This is a genomic window from Paraburkholderia sp. BL23I1N1, assembly GCF_003610295.1.
GTDB lineage: Bacteria > Pseudomonadota > Gammaproteobacteria > Burkholderiales > Burkholderiaceae > Paraburkholderia.
In genome coordinates this window covers 817,762-836,055 of the sequence record NZ_RAPV01000002.1, presented here as the reverse complement: position 1 = coordinate 836,055, position 18,294 = coordinate 817,762, and the positions used below count along the sequence as shown (strand labels likewise).

Here is an 18,294-nt window from a genome sequence, read left to right as displayed (position 1 = left end):
TGTCTGCCCGCTGACCCGCGCATTCCCGCTGTCTTCGCGCAACCGGCTCTCTCAGACCGCCCACTTCCGGCGTGCGATGGCCACGCGCCGGCTATCGCGAATCACCGCGCCGTTCATTCAATGCCCATAGAAGCGAACGCATGCGGAGCGGTTTAGCACAAACATTTTTTTGATTACCGATCGCGGACTGGCCCCGACCGGCCAGTTCACGCCTCAGTAGCCGCGATCGCCAACCAAAAAAATCTCTGCTTTATGGGCTCGAGCCCATAATCACGAGAACGGGAGTATCGAATCCTCGCACCGGTATCTGAAGGACGCGGTCGATCAGGCCTTGATGCTTCGTGGCCATCGCGACTTCGCTGATCGTGCTGCCTACGATGAATTCATCCGCGAGCAGGTGATGCGTCGAAACCGGCGCAACGCCGCCGCGTTCCGTATCGAGCGCCAGCAGCTTCAGGATCTGCCGGAGTACCGTTCCACCGACTTCGTCGAGGAGGAGGCTCCTGTGACCCGCTGCAGTACGTTCACGGTGCGCGGCATCCTCTACAGTGCGCCGTCGCGCCTGATTGGTCACCGGCTGAAGGTGCGCGTCTACGGCGACCGGCTCGACTGTTACCTGTCCGGCGTGCTGGTGCACAGCACCGCACGGGGTTCCCGTGCGCACGACAACCGCCACGCGCTAGATTACCGCCACTTCATTGGCTCCCTGAAACGCAAACCGCAGGCATTCAAGGGGCTCGCGTTTCGTGACGCACTGTTCCCGCGCGAGGCCTACCGCCGGACCTGGGAACAACTCGATTCCCGCCTGTCGCAACGCGAAGCATGCAAGACGATGGTTGGCCTGCTTGAACTCGCCGGCCTGCACGGCGTGGAGGCCGTACTGGCCGGACAGCTTGAGGTGTTGCTGGAAGCCGGCGAGCTGCCCGATCTCAAAGCGCTGCGTGAGCAGTACGCACCCCGTGAGGCCTCGTGTCCTGAAGTGGAGGTTCAGATGCCGCCCGTTGCCGTCTATGACGAACTGCTCGAGGAGATGGCAGCATGAACGCGCCCGCACATGATGGTGGCCGCCTGGCCCTGATGCTCAACGAGCTGCGCTTGCCAACGATCGGCAGGTTGTGGCCCGAGTTCGCGGAGCGCTCGGACAAGGAAGGCTGGCAGGCCACGCGACTGCTTGGCGCACTGCTTGAGCACGAGCTGGCTGAGCGCGCCAAACGACGCATCGAGCGGCACCGCACCGAGTCGCAGATGGACCCGACCAAGACGCTCGCCACCTTCGACTTCAGCGCCGTGCCAATGGTCTCGAAGGCCCATGTCACGGCGCTGGCCACCGGCGAGTCATGGCTGGAGAAAGGCGCCACGGTCCTTCTGTTCGGGCCACCTGGACACGAGACATAATGCTCACCTCCCTATGTTATTGAAGATCAATGGATAGTTGATTCGGGTCAGCTGATTGCGGACCCTCGATGGCACTTCTTGCTGTGATAAACGTTTCGACATCGACGCGCCGTAAAATCCACGGTGCGCCAAGACACGCCTGCGTGGCAGGCAATCGCTTGATGCGGATCAGCCGGAAGACGGTCGGTGTACTGATGCCTAATAGCGCCGCGACTTCCGTCACATTCAGTTCATTGCGCTCTTGCCGCTCTCCCTCGCGATAAGCGGCTATCGCATGGTCTTTGCGCAAGATACAAATTCGCGCCGCTGTCCATGAAAGTCCTTTCGCCGTGCGTTTGCCTAAACGATTAACGACAGCAGCGATGCCTTGGTCTGCAAGCGTTCTCGCCAAGGCTCGAACGATGTCGATCGTTTCGACGTCAGTGGCCCAGCGATGTTGACCGGTCCGATTCGTTTCGAATTCGAGCTCGGTGTGATCGCCCCCTTGCCAGTGTAGGAGCGCCCGGATGGTGTGGTCCTGCTTGGTGACGACAATCTCTTTGAGCACGGTGCGCAAGATACGTTTCTTGATTTCGATGGCACTGGCAGGGTGATTCCACAACCTGGGCAGGTCAGTTCCCAATCTCATGAGCTCGTCGCGCGCGGCGGCGCTGAGTGAGTCTGCAGGCTGCTCGCGCAGCGCATCCAGTTCGCACTGCCGCTGCGCTTGTGTTGCCAACGCGTCGTTCCACCGACGCTCAAGCTCGGAGGCTACCAGCCGGTTATCGGGATCGATCGCATCGTACTGCCGACGCGCCCGAGCAGCTTCATAACGTGCCTGTTCGAGCGCCAGTTCCTTGTGCCGGACTCGCTCATCCTCACTCAGGCGCTTGCGCTCAATGGCGTCCAGCGATGCGCGAATGCCCAATGGTTCAAGTCGGTGTAGAACTTCCTCAGCGACGCGTTGGTCTACGCGCAACGCACCGAACGAGATGCAGCGTGGGCCGCCATGATTGATCATGCTGCCCTGACAGCTATAGCGGCCGATGTCGCCCTTGGTGCCTGAATACGCGACGTGCAGTTTGCGACCGCAATGGCCGCAGCGGATGAGACCGGCCAACAGCGAACCGCCGCGTTTGACCGCACCCCGGACCATATTGCCCTTCATGTTGGCGTTGTCGGTGATCAATTTGCGATTGCTATCGTACTCGTCCCAGCTAATGTATCCCGCGTGGTGTTCGACGATCAAGACCTGCCATTCTTCGCGATTGACGTGCGTGCCGCTGTACAGCCGCTTGCGACCGCTCTCAATGCGCACAATCGTCTTGGTCTTGCCGAACGCGTATGCCCCGCCGTAGGTGGGATTCGTCAGGACATGCCACAGGGTGTTATAGACCGGTAGTTTCCAGACAATATAACGGCCCTCCGGACCATAGCTTGCCGCCGGTAGCTCAATGCGCTCCTGTCGAAACCAGATTAAAACCTGCCTCACACTACCAAACTCGCGAAACTTCCGAAACACCAGATCGAGCGCTTCACGAATACGTAGATCCGGATCCTTCTCGATGCGGTTGTTCGGAACACGCATGTACCCAATCGGTGCGGTCATGAACAACTCCCCGCGCTTGGCCTTCTGATCCAGCGCGGCTTGGGAGCGTTGACGAAACGTCGAGAGTTCCATCTCGGATAACGTGCCCTTCATGCCCAGCAGCAGGCGGTCGTTAGGCTCGCGCGGATCATATACACCATCTTCATCCACCAGGATCGTTCCGACGAGCCGACAGAATTCGAGCAACGTGTGCCAGTCACGCCCGTTGCGCGCGAGCCGGGACGCTTCGATACAGAATACTGCGCCCACCGCGCCGCTACAAAGGGCGGCCAGCAAGCGCTCGAAGCCGGGCCGATGGATACCCGAGCCTGAGCGGCCCAGGTCGTCATCGATGACCGTCACCTCAGGCCAGCCGAGCACGCGGGCACGATCGGCAAGTCCATACTGACGTAACTGGCTCTCACGATTGTGCTGCACCTGGTCCAGCGTCGACTGACGAACGTAGACATAGGCGAGGCGCGAGAGATGCTCAGCGCGGATCTTGTTCATCGCGCACCTCCATCTCGATTGCATCGATCACCGACTGCATCAACAGTGTCAACTGCGCCACTACGTCCGCTAACACCTCTGCGGGCAGAGGTCCTTCCTCGCTGCTCCCCTCGAACAGATCGTGCTGCCTCATCACCTGTTTGCGCATCACCGTATCCCCTGTGCGTTGACAACACTGAAGAAGATAAAGCGGCGCTGACCAGGCGTTGAAGTTCGATCAACGCCCCGTGCGGTAATTCCGGCTGCACAACGATAGACATGCGAGCTGCTGCTTCGCCGGTCATCCACGGCGGAAGATGAGCGCGAGTGCCATCGGGTTGCATGATGATCAGGTAGGACTCGCCTCGATAGCGATTCATTCCAATGACATTAACGCGCTCGCCGAAGCGAGGGTGAAACGGATAGCGGACAACGACATCGTCGCAATGATGATGGGCAGTGTGTTGCAGGTTCGCCTGGTGTCGGCAAGAGCCATCTCGGATCGGCCATCGGGCACGCCCTGATCGATGCCGGATACCGGGTGCTGTTCACGCGCACCAGCGAACTCGTCCAGAAGCTGCAGGCGGCACGCCAGAGCCTGCAGTTGCCTTCCGCACTGGCCAAGCTCGACCGCTTCGACCTCATCGTCCTCGATGACCTGTCGTATGCCCGCAAGGACCAGGCCGAGACCAGCGTGCTGTTCGAACTGATTGCCGAGAGGTACGAGCGTAAAAGTCTTCTGATAACGGCCAATCAACCGTTCTCGGGCTGGAATGACGTGTTCCCTGACCCCGGCATGACGGTCGCCGCCATCGACCGGCTTGTACATCATTCGACGATCTTCGAGCTCAACGTCGAAAGCTACCGCCGCCGCAAGGCCGGCGACAAACAGAACGCGCGGCGGCGTCAATTACACGACGACAACCCTGCCATCCCGTTCAGTGGCCCGCCACCTGAGGACGGCAACGTTACGCAGTAACGCATGCGTGACCCGGTAACGGGTCACGAAATCGACCGGATCTGGACAAGAAAATGGCAAAAACAGCAGCACAACGGCAAGCCGAATATCGGGCCCGGCGCCCTCATTCGGGCTCGGACGATAACGGTCAGCGTCGCCTGAACGCCTGGATTGACACCCGCGCCTTCCTCGCGCTTGCCCGGGTGGCGCGCCGTTACGCAGTAACGAAACAGGAATTGATCGAGAAACTGATCATCGCGGAAGAGGAGCGTGTTCTCGCGGCGATCGATTGCGATTCAGCGCAGTGGCAGGAGTACTTCGACAGCCCATTGTTACGCAGTAACGATGAGCGTCAACTACGCGATTACCCACCGACAACTACGAAGGAGCAACGTCAAATATGACCTTATAACCAGCGACAATTACCCCGTTGACCGGCCAAGATAGTTGTCGCTGACCGGCCATGCTGCTTGACGCTGTCTAGACCATACACCAAGCAGGATTCTCTCGGCACGCGCATGCGCCAGATACTGCTGCGATTCCGTTACGTGCGGAATCCCCATAAGATCGAGGACACCACGATCATCCGGCCACCGCTTTCGGAGCAACTCATCGCGAAAATTAACCGCTGTTTGGTGCGGCTCGTTGGGACAAGTCGTGGATGTCGTCGGTCCGAGGTGCCCACTGTGCGATTTGAGTCCGGCCTCACCGGTCTACGTGTGTTGTTCCGGAAACCCGGCGACGGCCTTTCATTTGCACCCATCGAAGCAAACGTGGGGATTGGTATTACTGGTCTAGCACCGCGGCAGCCCTGTCATTATTTAGCCTGCCACTCGATCGTCAATTCGCTCTCGTCGTCGGGCGAAGGCTGCCAAGGCAGGCAAGGCATAACAGATCCCTCACAATTCGCATATGCAAACCACTTCATCTTTCCGGTCCGATAGCTACTTAGAGCGCTGACCGGGACAAGTGGACGTGTGTCCGCAGCATCAACCTGCGCCCGAATTTTATAAATGCGGGTGTGTTCAACGTCCATGTTAGCAACGACGTCGAGTAGATCTTCCGGCGTCGCAACGAGATATGCATGGACTTCAAGTCTATCGTCGTTTCTTCCTTCTATGCGAGGTTGAACGAGAAAGCAAGGCGATTCACTTGACACGGCGACGCAGCGAACGGGAAGGAACGGGCTAACTAGCAATCGCCGTGCGGGTTCCCGATCTTCCCAACTTGGTTGAATTAAAAGCATCGAATATTGCAGTGCCTATGGCTAGTCATCATCGGGATGGCGCGCATCACCACTTTAGATCCGTGGATGATGTCGCCGCCGAGTATTTCTTGTGGTCGGGAAAAAATGCTAATCTTAGTATGTAGAATCGCAGTATGCAACGACGGACATTTATGGCATGTCCGTCGACCCCAAAAATTGCCGTCTCGTCTCCGTCTTCGCCGAAAATGTTAGGCGAAAGCGTGTTGCACTCGGCCTCTCTCAAGAGGCACTTGCAGAAAGAGCTGGCGTGCACCGCACTTATGTTGGAATGTTGGAGCGAGGTGAGAAGAACGTGACGATTTACAACATCGAGCGGATCGCTGAGGCCCTATCGGTTGAAGCTGCATCCCTGTTGAAAAGGCGCAGGTAATTGGGACCCTTGGATGGTCGATGCACAGGTGGTGCGTTCCAGCTAGGGTAACATCCGTGCGGTTCCAGCCTCGACGAACAGGCTGTCGTCGAGGCAAAGGTGCAGGGTGTCGCCGATGCCAATGCAGCCGGGCCTTCGCTCAAAGCCGGCCGCCCCGAGCGGTGACTGTGTTTTTGTTCAGGCCATCGGCATGGGATACTCATCGCGCGAATCCGACAGAATGAAGCTGTTCGAGACCCGTCGCCAGCGGTCCGACGTACAGTAGCGCGGCCTGCTCGGTCGTCCAAAGAGCGATCGGCAACGTTGTGCGTCATGTCGACGATTTGGCGGCCTTGATTCCTAGCTCTGTGTGCAAAATACGCGGTATTGATCTCTGGACTCGCCTGCAACGCCTGGCGGGTCGAACGATATAACCCTTCCTGGCACGGTTACAAAAACTGGACAGTGCCCGCTGCAATTGAATACACTCGCCATCGCTTCCCACGGATGCAGCAGATCAGCGAGCGGAACGTGGAGTCGATGAACCTGCATCAATCTTTCACCGTCTGGCTTTTTTATCGTTCTCGCCAGTTGATTTCGATTCAGAACCGAGCGGCAGGATTGGAGCATCCAACTCCTTCTCGGTGACACCGTGTGCGATCGCATTTAAAACGTACCTCATCAACCTCCTGTCGTACTCTTCTAGGCGCCTGCGAAGCTTCTCGTTCTCGTCCTTGAGGTTCAGGATGCGTCGCTCGGCCTCTTCGCCGGCACGGCCACTCCGGCGTGGCCCTTTCTCGTCGATACCGCGGCGCTGCGCAAACCTCCGTAGATACGCGTCCTTGATCTGCTTTCGCTTTTCAAGCGTCTGTCGACTCCATTTCACTCGCAACTGCTTTGAAGCCAGAGCGACGACATCACTCCACGTGATGACCGCTTTTTGAGGCAAGTCATCAATCATTCGTGCAATCAACGCAGCATTGGCGTCGGAGAGACGAGGGTGCTTACGTAACCGACGCATCGGTGTCACTCTGCCGATATCAGCGCTCAATCCGTTTGGTCTCCTTCATCCAATGCGACTTGCACCAACGTCCCATCTTGGATGCTATCGTCATCATGTACGGCAAGGATGGCTTCTGCCTTCTTTAGGGTGAGCTTTTGATGCTCACGCCAATTATCTGCGCCGTAGCTATCTTCAGCGCATTCATTGTCGGCGAGTTTCAGGAGCAATTCCGCCTCGTTCCGCAACTCGCTTGCGAGCGACCGTTGCGCTTCATTGCCCTTCTCAACGAGATGCTTGTTGCACGTCACGCAGTCCCGATGACGCTCACACGGAATCGCAGAAAGATCCTGTATGCACATCCCCAAATCCGTTATGTGTGCGGATGCGACTGCTGATCGCGCGAATTCGCTACGACGCACAGGATCCTTGATGCCCTGCAATGTCGTCCCGATGCTTCCAATGACCTCGTTCCCCTCCAGACGAGTGCGCACGCGGCGAGCCAACTCAAATCCCGTCTGGTGATCATAGGCGGCATTGTCCCGGACAGACTTTCTACCCATCCAGCGACTGATCTCCATCTGGGACAACCCGCCCTCCTGCGCGAGAGTATTGAGCCAGTGCCGGAACTGGTGGGTAGTACCGGTGACGGGTGAGCCGTCGGCGCGATGGTAACCCAGCCGGCTGAATATCGACTGCGTTCCCTTCGCGGAGCGGGCCCCTACTTCGCGATCGGTCAGGTAGTCATCGATCTGTCCCTGCGTAACCAGCGTCGCGGTGCCGTTAAGAGTGGATCGCTGGGCACCAATGAAATTTACCCCGACAACGAAAAGACACTCATGCAATCTGTAGTGTGCCTGCCCATCCGGGAAGACCGTGGAGGATGCTGATCGCTTGCACAATTCGGAAACCAGGCTCTGTTTTGTCACCGCCTGAATGCTCCTCTTTTGACCGCGCATGCTGGTTAGAGGCAACCCCGCAAGCCGTACGAACTGCCTTCCCGCCGTCCCTCGATTCGCTGGATGGACGTCAAGCCCGACTAAAGTTACAACGTCCTCCATGCTCACGAGCGTCTCGTCTGCCGCAGAGTGCCAAGGCTCCGGCAATCGCGTCGAGCCAGGATGGCTGTGCATATAATCAGCAATCAGCGCAAATCGCTCTGTTATCCGAAGAATGTCCTGGACCGCCCGTTTGGCGATGTCCACCATCACGGACGGAAGCCACTTCACCTCCAGGGCATTCAGACGCTTCTTCTCTGGAATATAACGAAGGCCATAACGGACGACGGGCTGGCCAAACCTGTCCAAAACCTGCTCTCCATACACGTCCCGTTGAGACTCATCCACCCAACAGTCACGGGGCAGCGTCAAAAGTTCATTCGCCCGAAATCCGCCACACAGGTATAACTCAAGGGCGCGCTGCCGTAGCAGGTCGGCTGGCGACAGGTCGGTGCGGTTCGCAATGTCAGCGAGTGCATCGAGAATGTCTTCTGACGGAAGCTTGTCCTGCCTGCGCTCAAAGAACTCCCGACTCGTTCTGTTCTGCAACGCCCCCCCGGCATATGAGTCGCGTCGAATCGGGTTCGTCCAATTAAGTCGAACCGACGTGAGATATTCGCGATCCATGACGCGAGCGATTTCCTCGAGCTTGCAACCAACCCGATATGCCGAACTGGCTGCTTCGGTATTGCGACAAGCTTCCGCCGCCTCGTCAAAATCGAGACGACGCAACTCCGTGGGACCTTCAGCTCGCGAAGCCGCAGACGAATACAGATAGCGGTATGCTCGCACCAAGATCATATGGTCGTTCGAGTCAAGTGGCGTGGCTCTCGCAAGTTCACGGGAACAGACTACCGCGCGAAGAAACTCTCCAAACAGTTCCGGGAACGGTTCAGCGTTGTTCACCGTGACTTTCTTCGTGAAGTTCCTATTGAACCAGATGCGATCCTCGCGACCGGCTGACTGCCGCTTTCGCATTCCAAGTTCCCAGCAGATAGCCGTCCAATCTGCCACCGCCAATGGGTTGTGCCTTCGCATCGAATCGATGAAGGAACTTAGATTTTCCGATGCACTTCGTTCAGCGGCCTTCCTGATCTTAATTTCATGCATTTGTATCTGCCTCCTTCATGCGCTTGCAAAGTTGGACGACCGTCGCTACCGCTGTGATCGTCAAGTCTCTCGCCTGCGTCATCTTGGGATCAGCACCTCGCTGAAGATGCGCGTCCCGGTCGGCCAACAATGCATTGAGCACTTCTTCGTGCGGAGCTTCCAGCCAAGCCTGGAATCGCGCGCACGTGTAACAGGCTATGGGTGCGGCCAATCCGCAAAATCCAAAGCTTCCGCATGAGCCGAGGTCTGAGAGCTTGCCGTGGTCTTTATCAAAGTGCTTTACACGGCTTGCAGGATCGCTGCCACGAGTCGCGTCCGCTTCGCGCTGTACAACGACGCCCATGAAGGATTGAGCATAGGGAGCGAGTTTCATGGCAACGTGCAGGTCAAGCTTCACAACAATGTCCGAGCGTGCGTTGTAGTACACCATGACATGTTGGAGGTCGGTGTGATCTAGCGCATCCGCGAGTATCGCAGGCGATGCACCATCCTGAACGAGCCTGGTCGCGAACGTATAACGCAGACGCCGGGGCGTAAGCATTAACGGTTCGCCATTGTTTGAAGTCAAATTCAGTTTTCGAACCACCCGTGCCAGCGCCCGATTGAAGTCTACGGTTCGCCAACGATAAGCCTGCGTTTCAAACTGTGTTCCGATCAATTCCTCGCGCGACTCGCCGCGCCTGAACATCGGTGTCGTAAATTGTCGCTCTAGAGCCGCTGCCTGCACGAGTGCTCGTGCTCCAGCATTCCACCTGACGACACGCTCCAGCAGAATTCCGATATCGAGCCGCAAAGGTCTCGTGCGGAACTGGCTGCGTTCGGCGACCCCCGGCTTCTTGATACGTGGAATACGCAATTCGTATTCCGTAGTTCCGTCAGCCATCTTCGTTTTGAGCAAATCTTCGTCGTGGAGCAAATAAAGATTCTTGGGATTACACCCAAAAGCAACAAAGAGCCACGCTACGGCAAGATCCTGATCCTGTATTGCTTCGTCTTGTGTCGCTTTCCGCAGCGCCAAGAAAAGGCGGTCAAATTCGGCAGGATGCAATGGCCCGACGTTCGGGTCGTGTCCGAGAACAGCCTCACCCTTTGGGCCACCTCCGATCACGAGACTGTCGAGAACAACGGCTATATCAAAGTCAAAACCATCGATTTCCGCCTCAGTACACCACACGTACCACGATCGAAAGGCGTGTAACGACCACGCGATGGTCGAGACGGCATATTTCGAAGACATCTGAATTCGAAGTTGATGAAACAGGGTAATGTCATACGCTCCCAAGTCAGAGGCGTCTATGTTTATCGCAGTTGCTTCTTTGAAGATTAAGCACAGGCTCCTGAAGTATCCTCTGGCGGTAGCTGCAGACCGGTTGACGAATACATACGCAACGAACTTGCGCAAGGCAGTGACGACTGTCGGCCCGGCAGGCGCAAGCAAATTCCAGTTGATGATCGTTTGGGCGTCAAGCCGCCATACGTCTCCAGAAAACTGTGGTAACGATAACGTTCCCTCAACATCGTTATCGTGGCCCGCAACGTCGATAGGACCCGGTAGTTCACTCGTAGTACTCTGTGCAAGGCTATTCATCGTGCGCACCGTTTCCTTTCTGCAATTTAAGAATTCTCTTGTTCGACGCCTTGGCCGTCGCCCGTCGACCGTATCGCAACGGCATCTTCGAGTTCGGTGACCATCCCATTGCGTACTTCTGCTCCGTCTCGGCCTTCGCGAACTCCACACCGTCATCGTCAACCATCTGCACCCAACGCTCGTTCCAGTCATGTCGAAGCATGTGGTGACACAGCCCCTCAAGCTCCGGATGCGCCAGTCTCAGCGTCTCAATCACCTTTCGATATCCGCGCCCCTCGATTGCATCGCCAAAGCGATTGACAAAAACGTACGGGTTACGATGCGCACGAGGCCACGTGGCCCTGCTCTTTCTGTCATGTAGCCAATTCTCCAACGCGTCCTTCAGCTCGGAATGGAATTCCAGATATCTACCGTTGGTCTTTGCCGCAGCGGGATCAAGTCGCTTATCGTCAGCGTCGTGATAGCGCGGCATGATGGTCAGTTGGGCGGGGACACTGTCGAGATTCAGATCAAACTTTTTCAGTCCGCGAATTTCGCCTGATCTCGCTCCAAGCCTGAAGGCGAGTAACAGCAAAGCGTAGTTGCGCACCTGATACCGAGCAGAGAAGGGGTTGCCCGGATCTCCAGGCTGGATCACTTTGAGGAATAGGGTGCGCGCATTCTCCTCAAGACCATGCCGCTCGCCGTTAATATGAGAGTCCTGTCCTCTTGGCTTCGGAGCAACCGACTTCGCGCGCTTATGGAAACGCGCCAAAGCGATGTTTGCGGACTCACGCCGACGCGGATCCGTCATCCGTGCGATGACAGGCTCCGATACCCACTCGATGTAATCGAGCGCCAGCGAATAATGAACTGCGGCCTGGGTGACGCTGATCACCAAGAGTCCCTTCGCGGGCTTTCGCCGTGCGCGGCAGTGATCCGCAAGTGCTACCAGTTCATTGAGAGAAAGAAAGAAGCCGTCCGCCGCTTTCTTGACGAGATCGATCTTCTTCGAATCAAGGAAATACAAGATCCAGCCAAGCGCATCGGTACGTTGGCGGATGCTTGATCGCTTGAGGCCGCGCGCGCGCAGTTTGACAAGGCCGAACTCCGTGGCCCCGGGGACCGGCAGACCTAGAGGATCGCTGTAGACCAGCAGCGGAAAACGCTCGCCGCTCTCAAGGCGAATTTCACGAATCGAATAGGGATACAAATGACGGCTCCATCGATAACCTGGAGCCTATTTTTTACCAACACCGCATGTTCCTGCTATCGAATCAGCGCGGTAAAAATAAAAAGCCCCGAGAAACCCACCCAAATCATTGATTTGAATGAGAAACCCGGGGCTACCTTTACATCAGTGGACGAAGTTCCTCTTAGAACGGAATATCGTCGTCCATTTCATCAAAGCCACCGCCGGCCGGTGCGCTCGGACGGCTCGAACCACCACCACCACCGCTGCCGCCACGCGACGCGCCGCCGCCCGAGACCGCACGGCCGCCACCGCCGCCGCTACGTTCCGACGGCTCACCGCGGCTGTAACCGCCTTCGTCGCCACCACCGCCCATCGAACCGCCACGGCCACCCAGCATTTGCATCTGCTCGGCGACGATTTCGGTCGAGTAACGGTCGGTGCCGTCCTGAGCCTGCCACTTGCGGGTGCGGATGCGCCCTTCCAGGTACACCGACGAGCCTTTCTTCAGATACTCGGACACGATTTCAGCAAGCCGGCCGAAGAACGACACACGGTGCCATTCCGTTGCTTCCTTCATTTCGCCGGACGCCTTGTCCTTGTACCGATCCGTCGTTGCAAGGCGGATGTTCGCCACTGCATCGCCGCTCGGAAGATAACGGACTTCCGGATCGGCTCCGAGATTGCCGACGAGAATAACCTTGTTCACGGATGCCATGAGTTTCTCCTGTTGATTCCGTTGCGGGCGGCGCGGCAACGCACGATTCACGTCTCAAGCCTGCGGGCCGGAGACCGGAACTGCGCCTCAGCCGTCCGCCGGGTGAGTTCTGAGTGAGCCTTTTTACGCCTTGCGCGGCGGCTGTTTCATCTGTGCGGCGATTATAAGCCAGCACAAAACAAGCCCCGAACAAGTAAAGAAAACGGCGCTCTGACCGTCCACTTTCAGCAGCCAGCCGCCGATCACACCGCCCAGCGCAAGACCGATCGACTGGGTGGTGTTGTACACGCCGGCCGCCGCGCCCTTGCGGGTTCCCGGCGCCAGTTTCGACACCAGCGAAGGCTGCGATGCTTCAAGAATATTGAAGCCAAGAAAGTAGACAAAAAGGATCGCCGCCACACTCAGAATCGTATGCGGTGCGACGCCCAACAACAACTGTCCGATCAGGATAAGACCGATCGCCGACAGCAACACGATTTTCATTTTCCCGCGTTTTTCCGCGGCGATGATCGCCGGAACCATCATCACGAACGAGAGGCCCATCACCGGCAAATACACCTTCCAGTGCGACGCGACCGGCAGGCCGCCAGCTTCGAGAATACGCGGTACAACGAGGAACAAGGCGGTTTGCGTGGCATGCAGCACGAGCACGCCGAAATTCAGGCGCAGCAGTTCGACGTTGTGCAGCACTTCGGCGAACGGCGCGCGCACATGCACGGGCTTCGGCGCATCGGGCACGACCCACAGCACGAGGCCAACCGCCAGAATCGAGAAAATGCCAACCAGCGTGAACAGGCCGCTCATGCCGACCCACTGGAATACGATCGGCGCGCCGACGATCGCCACCGCGAATGAAACGCCGATACTGCCGCCAACCATCGCCATCGCCTTGGTGCGATGCTCTTCGGCGGTGAGGTCGGCGATAAACGCAATCACCGCGGACGACACCGCACCCATGCCCTGAATCACCCGGCCGACAATGATCCACGTCATGTCGTGCGCGCCCGCCGCGACGAAACTGCCGAGCGCGAAGATCAGGAGGCCGGTCGCAATGACCGGTTTGCGGCCGATTTTGTCGGAGACCCAGCCGTAAAAGATGTACAGCATGGACTGCGTCACGCCGTAGGCGCCGAGCGCGATACCCACCAGCAGCACGTTATCGCCGCCCGGAATGGTCTTCGCGTAGATCGAGAACACCGGCATGATCATGAACAGGCCGAGCATGCGCAGCGCGAAGATGGCGGCAAGCGACACGGTCGCGCGCATTTCAGGCGCGCTCATGCGTGAGGATGTAGCGGACGGATTGGACATCGGGAGCGTTCTTTGAATGAGCGGGGCGGCCTGCCGCTGGGCGGCACACCGCGGGCGAGCCTTCCCCGCAGGACGGCCACAACCAGGCGGCTTACCACGGAACGGCCGGACACGGCAGCAAGAGCATACGGCGCGGCACCCGGGCCGGCGGCCTAACCTTGCTGCACGCCCGTCTGGCGTCTCGCGGCGCCTTGTACTCGCGGAAATTGGCCCCAGTTAAACCTCTTTCCCACGGCGCTGAGCCGCTGCCTTACAGCTTGCCTCGTGCCTTCTTCGGGCTGTCAGGAAGCCGTAACGGCGGTCTTGAAAAGTCGTTATAGTAGCAGGTTTAGCCTCTTCCTCTTTCCGCCAGGTCACGGGCCAAGTCTTGGAATAACGCGTGGAACAAATCCGTATCCGTGGGGCTCGCACCCACAATCTGAAGAACGTCAATCTCGACCTCCCGCGTCATAAGCTCGTCGTGATTACGGGCCTGTCCGGCTCGGGTAAATCGTCGCTCGCGTTCGACACGCTCTATGCGGAAGGACAGCGCCGCTACGTCGAATCTCTTTCCGCTTACGCCCGCCAATTCCTGCAATTGATGGAGAAGCCGGACGTCGATCTGATCGAAGGCCTGTCGCCGGCGATCTCGATCGAGCAGAAGGCGACCTCGCACAATCCGCGTTCCACGGTCGGCACCGTCACCGAAATTCACGACTACCTGCGCCTGCTGTTTGCGCGGGTCGGCACGCCGTACTGTCCGGACCACGAAATTCCGCTGGAAGCGCAAAGCGTCTCGCAGATGGTCGACGCGGCGCTCGCCCTGCCGGAAGAAACCAGGCTGATGATCCTCGCGCCGGTGGTGGCGAACCGCAAGGGCGAGCACGTCGAACTGTTCGAGGAAATGCAGGCGCAGGGCTTCATCCGTTTTCGCGTTCGCTCGGGCGGTGGCACGGCCAATGAAGGCGTCGCGAAGATCTATGAAGTCGACTCGCTGCCAAAGCTCAAGAAAAACGACAAGCATACGATCGATGTCGTAGTCGACCGTCTGAAAGTGCGCGGCGATATGAAGCAGCGTCTCGCCGAATCGTTCGAAACGGCACTGCGTCTCGCCGACGGCCGCGCGATCGCGCTGGAAATGGATACGGACAAGGAGCACCTGTTCAGCTCGAAGTTCGCCTGCCCGATCTGCTCGTATTCGCTGCAGGAACTCGAGCCGCGGCTCTTCTCGTTCAACAATCCGATGGGCGCGTGCCCGGAATGCGACGGCCTCGGCCAGATCACCTTCTTCGATCCGAAGCGGGTTGTCGCGCATCCTTCGCTGTCGCTCGCGGCAGGCGCGGTGAAGGGCTGGGACCGACGCAACCAGTTCTATTTCCAGATGCTGCAAAGTCTCGCGGCATTCTACGAGTTCGACATCGACACGGCCGTCGAAGACCTGCCGGAGAAAGTCCGCAAGATCCTGCTGTTCGGTTCGGGCAAGCAGGAAATCCCGTTCTCGTACATCAACGAACGCGGCCGCACTTCCGTGCGCGAGCATGTGTTCGAAGGGATCATCCCGAACCTGGAGCGGCGTTACCGCGAGACCGATTCGGTCGCGGTGCGCGAAGAACTCGCCAAGTATCAGAACAACCAGCCCTGCCCGGCGTGTGCCGGCACGCGGCTGCGCCGTGAAGCGCGCTTCGTGCGGATCGGCGCGGACGGCGACGCGCGCGGCATCTTCGAAATCAGCGGCTGGCCGTTGCGCGACGCACTCGGCTATTTCCAGACGCTGCGGCTCGAAGGCTCGAAGCGCGAGATCGCCGACAAGGTGGTCAAGGAGATCGTCGCGCGGCTGATGTTCCTGAATAACGTCGGGCTCGACTATCTGTCGCTCGAACGCAGCGCGGAAACGCTGTCAGGCGGCGAAGCGCAGCGCATTCGCCTCGCCTCGCAGATCGGTTCCGGCTTGACCGGCGTGATGTACGTACTCGACGAGCCGTCGATCGGTCTGCATCAGCGCGACAACGACCGGCTGATCGCCACGCTCAAGCATCTGCGCGACCTGGGCAACTCGGTGATCGTCGTCGAACATGATGAAGACATGATCCGCATGGCCGATTATGTGGTCGACATGGGGCCGGGCGCGGGCGAGCACGGCGGCATGGTGATCGCCGAAGGTACGCCCAAGCAGGTACAGGCGAATCCGGCGTCAATGACCGGGCAGTACATGTCCGGCGCCCGCAACATCGAATTTCCGGATGAGCGCAAGGAGCCGGACGAGCGGCGTCTGCGGATCGTCGAGGCGTACGGCAACAATCTGCAGCACGTTTCGCTCGATTTGCCGGTCGGCCTGCTGACCTGTGTGACCGGTGTGTCCGGTTCGGGCAAGTCCACGCTGATCAACGACACGCTGTACCACGCGGTCGCGCATCACCTGTATGGTTCGTCCACCGAGCCGGCGCCGTACGAATCGATCGAAGGTCTGGAGCATTTCGACAAGGTCATCAACGTCGACCAGTCGCCGATCGGCCGCACGCCGCGCTCGAATCCGGCCACGTACACGGGTCTGTTCACGCCGATCCGCGAACTGTTCGCAGGTGTGCCCGCCGCGAAGGAACGCGGCTACGAAGCGGGCCGCTTCTCGTTCAACGTGAAGGGCGGCCGTTGCGAATCCTGCCAGGGCGACGGCGTGCTGAAGGTGGAAATGCACTTTTTGCCGGACGTGTACGTTCCCTGCGACGTCTGCCACGGCAAGCGCTACAACCGCGAAACGCTGGACGTCCAATACAAAGGCAAGAACATCAGCGAAGTGCTCGACATGACGGTGGAGAACGCCTACGAGTTCTTCAAGCCGGTGCCGGTCGTGGCGCGCAAGCTGAAAACCTTGCTGGACGTTGGTTTGGGCTATATCCGGCTGGGCCAGTCGGCCACTACCCTCTCCGGCGGCGAAGCACAGCGCGTCAAACTATCTTTGGAACTGAGCAAGCGCGACACGGGTCGCACGCTATACATCCTGGACGAGCCGACCACCGGTCTGCACTTTCATGACATCGCATTGCTGCTGGAAGTCATTCATCGTTTGCGAGATCAGGGTAATACCGTCGTGATCATCGAGCATAATCTCGATGTAATTAAGACCGCCGATTGGGTCATCGATCTCGGCCCCGAGGGTGGAGCCGGTGGCGGTCAGATCATCGCGCAAGGCACGCCGGAGCAGGTTGCCAAGTCAAAGGCAAGTTTTACCGGTAAGTATCTGGCGCCACTGCTGAAACGCACTGCCAGTCAAAAGTAACGCTGCACAACACGGGTTGGAGACGGAATAAGCCATGGCCAAGCGGAATCAGGCGAGCGACGACGGGCAAGTGCAGGACCTACGCCCACGCCCGGTCAGGCTGACCAGCGACATGAGCTTGCCGAAGCTCTCGGCGGTCGAAATCGGCAGTTACGTGCTGATGCTGATCGGCATGTGGGCGGTCATCGACCTGAAACTGCTCGGCGCCTTGCTGGCCGGGTTGCTGGTGTTTCAACTCGTGCACACCATCGCGCCGCGCATCGAACGGCATATGTCGAGTCAGCGCGCGCGCTGGCTCGCGGTGGTGATCCTCTCGGTGGTGATAGTCGGCGCACTGACGGGATTGACGCTCGGCATCATCGAACATTTCGAGAATGACGTGCCGAGCGTGCAGAATCTGCTCGACCAGGCGATGCAGCTGATCGACCAGGCGCGCGGCCGGATTCCGCAATTCATCGCCAACTCTCTGCCGGTCGATACCGAGCAGATGAAGGCCAAAGCAGCCGAGCTGATGCAGACGCACGCGAACATGCTGCAGCAAAGCGGCAAGACCGCGGCACGCGGCTTCACGCATATCCTGATCGGCATGATCATCGGCGCGATCATCGCGGTGGGGGCGCAGAAGCATATGCAACGGCTGCCGCTGTCCACGGCGTTCGTCACGCGCGTGACACGTTTCGCCGACGCCTTTCGCCGCATCGTCTTCGCTCAGGTCAAGATTTCCGCGATCAATGCGGTCTTTACCGGCATCTTCCTGCTGCTGATCCTGCCAATCTTTCACGACACGCTGCCACTCTCCAAAACGCTGGTGCTGGTGACGTTTATCGTCGGCTTGCTGCCCGTGATCGGCAATCTGATCTCGAACACGATCATCGTCGCGGTGGCGCTCTCGGTGAGCTTTCCGGCGGCGGTCATGTCGTTGGTATTCCTGATCGTGATTCACAAGCTGGAATACTTCCTGAACGCGCGCATTGTCGGTGGTCAGATCGAGGCGCGCGCCTGGGAATTGCTGATCGCGATGCTCGTGATGGAAGCCGCGTTCGGCATTCCCGGCGTGGTCGCGGCGCCGATCTTCTATGCGTATATCAAGCGGGAATTGATTTATTTGCGGTTGGTGTGA

Annotated in this window: 14 protein-coding genes and 2 pseudogenes; 8 read left to right on the top strand and 8 right to left on the bottom strand. The window is 58.6% G+C overall.

Going from position 1 to position 18,294, the window contains the following annotated elements:
• Nucleotides 1–259 precede the first annotated feature (259 nt).
• Together B0G76_RS36460 and B0G76_RS36455 are read left to right on the top strand one after the other, a co-directional pair.
• Nucleotides 260–1,042: pseudogene (locus tag B0G76_RS36460) on the top strand (Mu transposase domain-containing protein); the annotation flags it as partial.
• Nucleotides 1,039–1,395, top strand: a complete 357-nt coding sequence (locus tag B0G76_RS36455) for an ATP-binding protein (RefSeq protein WP_309568775.1) — start codon at nt 1,039–1,041, stop codon at nt 1,393–1,395. The pseudogene B0G76_RS36460 and the gene B0G76_RS36455, both read left to right, overlap by 4 nt.
• 16 nt (nt 1,396–1,411) lie before the next feature.
• On the opposite strand, the gene B0G76_RS36450 is transcribed toward B0G76_RS36455, so the two are convergent.
• Nucleotides 1,412–3,472 carry a recombinase family protein gene (locus B0G76_RS36450; RefSeq protein WP_120297579.1) on the bottom strand — a complete coding sequence of 687 codons (2,061 nt, stop codon included), beginning with the start codon at nt 3,470–3,472 and terminating at the stop codon, nt 1,412–1,414.
• The gene (locus B0G76_RS43165) at nt 3,453–3,620 is read right to left on the bottom strand and encodes a hypothetical protein (RefSeq protein WP_183082281.1); all 168 of its coding nucleotides are present in this window, start codon (nt 3,618–3,620) and stop codon (nt 3,453–3,455) included. The genes B0G76_RS36450 and B0G76_RS43165 overlap by 20 nt, the downstream gene beginning before the upstream one ends.
• 148 nt (nt 3,621–3,768) lie before the next feature.
• On the opposite strand from B0G76_RS43165, the gene B0G76_RS36445 reads away from it, so the two are divergent.
• The 4 genes and pseudogenes from B0G76_RS36445 to B0G76_RS36430 all read left to right on the top strand — a co-directional run bounded on the left by B0G76_RS36445 (nt 3,769) and on the right by B0G76_RS36430 (nt 6,046).
• Nucleotides 3,769–3,975, top strand: coding sequence for a hypothetical protein (locus B0G76_RS36445; protein WP_120297578.1), 207 nt, complete (start codon nt 3,769–3,771; stop codon nt 3,973–3,975).
• Nucleotides 3,921–4,430: pseudogene (locus tag B0G76_RS36440) on the top strand (ATP-binding protein); the annotation flags it as partial. The gene B0G76_RS36445 and the pseudogene B0G76_RS36440, both read left to right, overlap by 55 nt.
• A 53-nt stretch (nt 4,431–4,483) precedes the next feature.
• Entirely contained in the window at nt 4,484–4,813 is a 330-nt protein-coding gene (locus B0G76_RS36435) for a hypothetical protein (protein WP_183082280.1), read from the top strand.
• Between the two features lie 999 nt (nt 4,814–5,812).
• The gene (locus B0G76_RS36430) at nt 5,813–6,046 is read left to right on the top strand and encodes a helix-turn-helix domain-containing protein (RefSeq protein WP_120297577.1); all 234 of its coding nucleotides are present in this window, start codon (nt 5,813–5,815) and stop codon (nt 6,044–6,046) included.
• A 538-nt stretch (nt 6,047–6,584) separates the two neighbouring features.
• Here the strand turns inward: B0G76_RS36430 and B0G76_RS36425 are convergent.
• From B0G76_RS36425 to B0G76_RS36400, 6 genes are all read right to left on the bottom strand, one after another.
• On the bottom strand, nt 6,585–7,076 hold the full coding sequence (locus B0G76_RS36425) for a hypothetical protein (protein WP_147394132.1): 492 nt from the start codon (nt 7,074–7,076) through the stop codon (nt 6,585–6,587).
• Nucleotides 7,073–9,133 carry a hypothetical protein gene (locus B0G76_RS36420; RefSeq protein ID WP_120297575.1) on the bottom strand — a complete coding sequence of 687 codons (2,061 nt, stop codon included), beginning with the start codon at nt 9,131–9,133 and terminating at the stop codon, nt 7,073–7,075. Before B0G76_RS36420 ends, B0G76_RS36425 begins: the two co-directional genes overlap by 4 nt.
• Nucleotides 9,126–10,721, bottom strand: a complete 1,596-nt coding sequence (locus B0G76_RS36415; RefSeq protein WP_183082279.1) for a site-specific integrase — start codon at nt 10,719–10,721, stop codon at nt 9,126–9,128. The genes B0G76_RS36420 and B0G76_RS36415 overlap by 8 nt, the downstream gene beginning before the upstream one ends.
• The gene (locus tag B0G76_RS36410) at nt 10,714–11,913 is read right to left on the bottom strand and encodes a site-specific integrase (RefSeq protein WP_120297573.1); all 1,200 of its coding nucleotides are present in this window, start codon (nt 11,911–11,913) and stop codon (nt 10,714–10,716) included. Before B0G76_RS36410 ends, B0G76_RS36415 begins: the two co-directional genes overlap by 8 nt.
• Before the next feature lie 163 nt (nt 11,914–12,076).
• Nucleotides 12,077–12,610, bottom strand: coding sequence for a single-stranded DNA-binding protein (locus tag B0G76_RS36405; protein ID WP_120298066.1), 534 nt, complete (start codon nt 12,608–12,610; stop codon nt 12,077–12,079).
• A 123-nt stretch (nt 12,611–12,733) separates the two neighbouring features.
• On the bottom strand, nt 12,734–13,921 hold the full coding sequence (locus B0G76_RS36400; RefSeq protein ID WP_183082278.1) for an MFS transporter: 1,188 nt from the start codon (nt 13,919–13,921) through the stop codon (nt 12,734–12,736).
• A gap of 379 nt (nt 13,922–14,300) precedes the next feature.
• Here B0G76_RS36400 and uvrA point away from each other — a divergent pair, with 379 nt between their 5' ends.
• Both uvrA and B0G76_RS36390 read left to right on the top strand, forming a co-directional pair.
• Nucleotides 14,301–17,174: an excinuclease ABC subunit UvrA gene (uvrA, locus tag B0G76_RS36395; RefSeq protein WP_120297571.1), complete on the top strand. Its 2,874-nt coding sequence runs from the start codon at nt 14,301–14,303 to the stop codon at nt 17,172–17,174.
• A 34-nt stretch (nt 17,175–17,208) separates the two neighbouring features.
• Nucleotides 17,209–18,294, top strand: coding sequence for an AI-2E family transporter (locus B0G76_RS36390; protein ID WP_120297570.1), 1,086 nt, complete (start codon nt 17,209–17,211; stop codon nt 18,292–18,294).

Bases quoted from the DNA above. Each gene is read 5' to 3' on its own strand.
- B0G76_RS43165 (WP_183082281.1), bottom strand. From the start codon at position 3,620: ATGCGCAAACAGGTGATGAGGCAGCACGATCTGTTCGAGGGGAGCAGC.
- B0G76_RS36420 (WP_120297575.1), bottom strand. From the start codon at position 9,133: ATGCATGAAATTAAGATCAGGAAGGCCGCTGAACGAAGTGCATCGGAA.
- B0G76_RS36445 (WP_120297578.1), top strand. From the start codon at position 3,769: ATGAGCGCGAGTGCCATCGGGTTGCATGATGATCAGGTAGGACTCGCC.
- B0G76_RS36430 (WP_120297577.1), top strand. From the start codon at position 5,813: ATGTCCGTCGACCCCAAAAATTGCCGTCTCGTCTCCGTCTTCGCCGAA.
- B0G76_RS36450 (WP_120297579.1), bottom strand. From the start codon at position 3,472: ATGAACAAGATCCGCGCTGAGCATCTCTCGCGCCTCGCCTATGTCTAC.
- B0G76_RS36405 (WP_120298066.1), bottom strand. From the start codon at position 12,610: ATGGCATCCGTGAACAAGGTTATTCTCGTCGGCAATCTCGGAGCCGAT.
- B0G76_RS36435 (WP_183082280.1), top strand. From the start codon at position 4,484: ATGGCAAAAACAGCAGCACAACGGCAAGCCGAATATCGGGCCCGGCGC.
- B0G76_RS36390 (WP_120297570.1), top strand. From the start codon at position 17,209: ATGGCCAAGCGGAATCAGGCGAGCGACGACGGGCAAGTGCAGGACCTA.
- B0G76_RS36455 (WP_309568775.1), top strand. From the start codon at position 1,039: ATGAACGCGCCCGCACATGATGGTGGCCGCCTGGCCCTGATGCTCAAC.
- B0G76_RS36400 (WP_183082278.1), bottom strand. From the start codon at position 13,921: ATGTCCAATCCGTCCGCTACATCCTCACGCATGAGCGCGCCTGAAATG.
- B0G76_RS36415 (WP_183082279.1), bottom strand. From the start codon at position 10,721: ATGAATAGCCTTGCACAGAGTACTACGAGTGAACTACCGGGTCCTATC.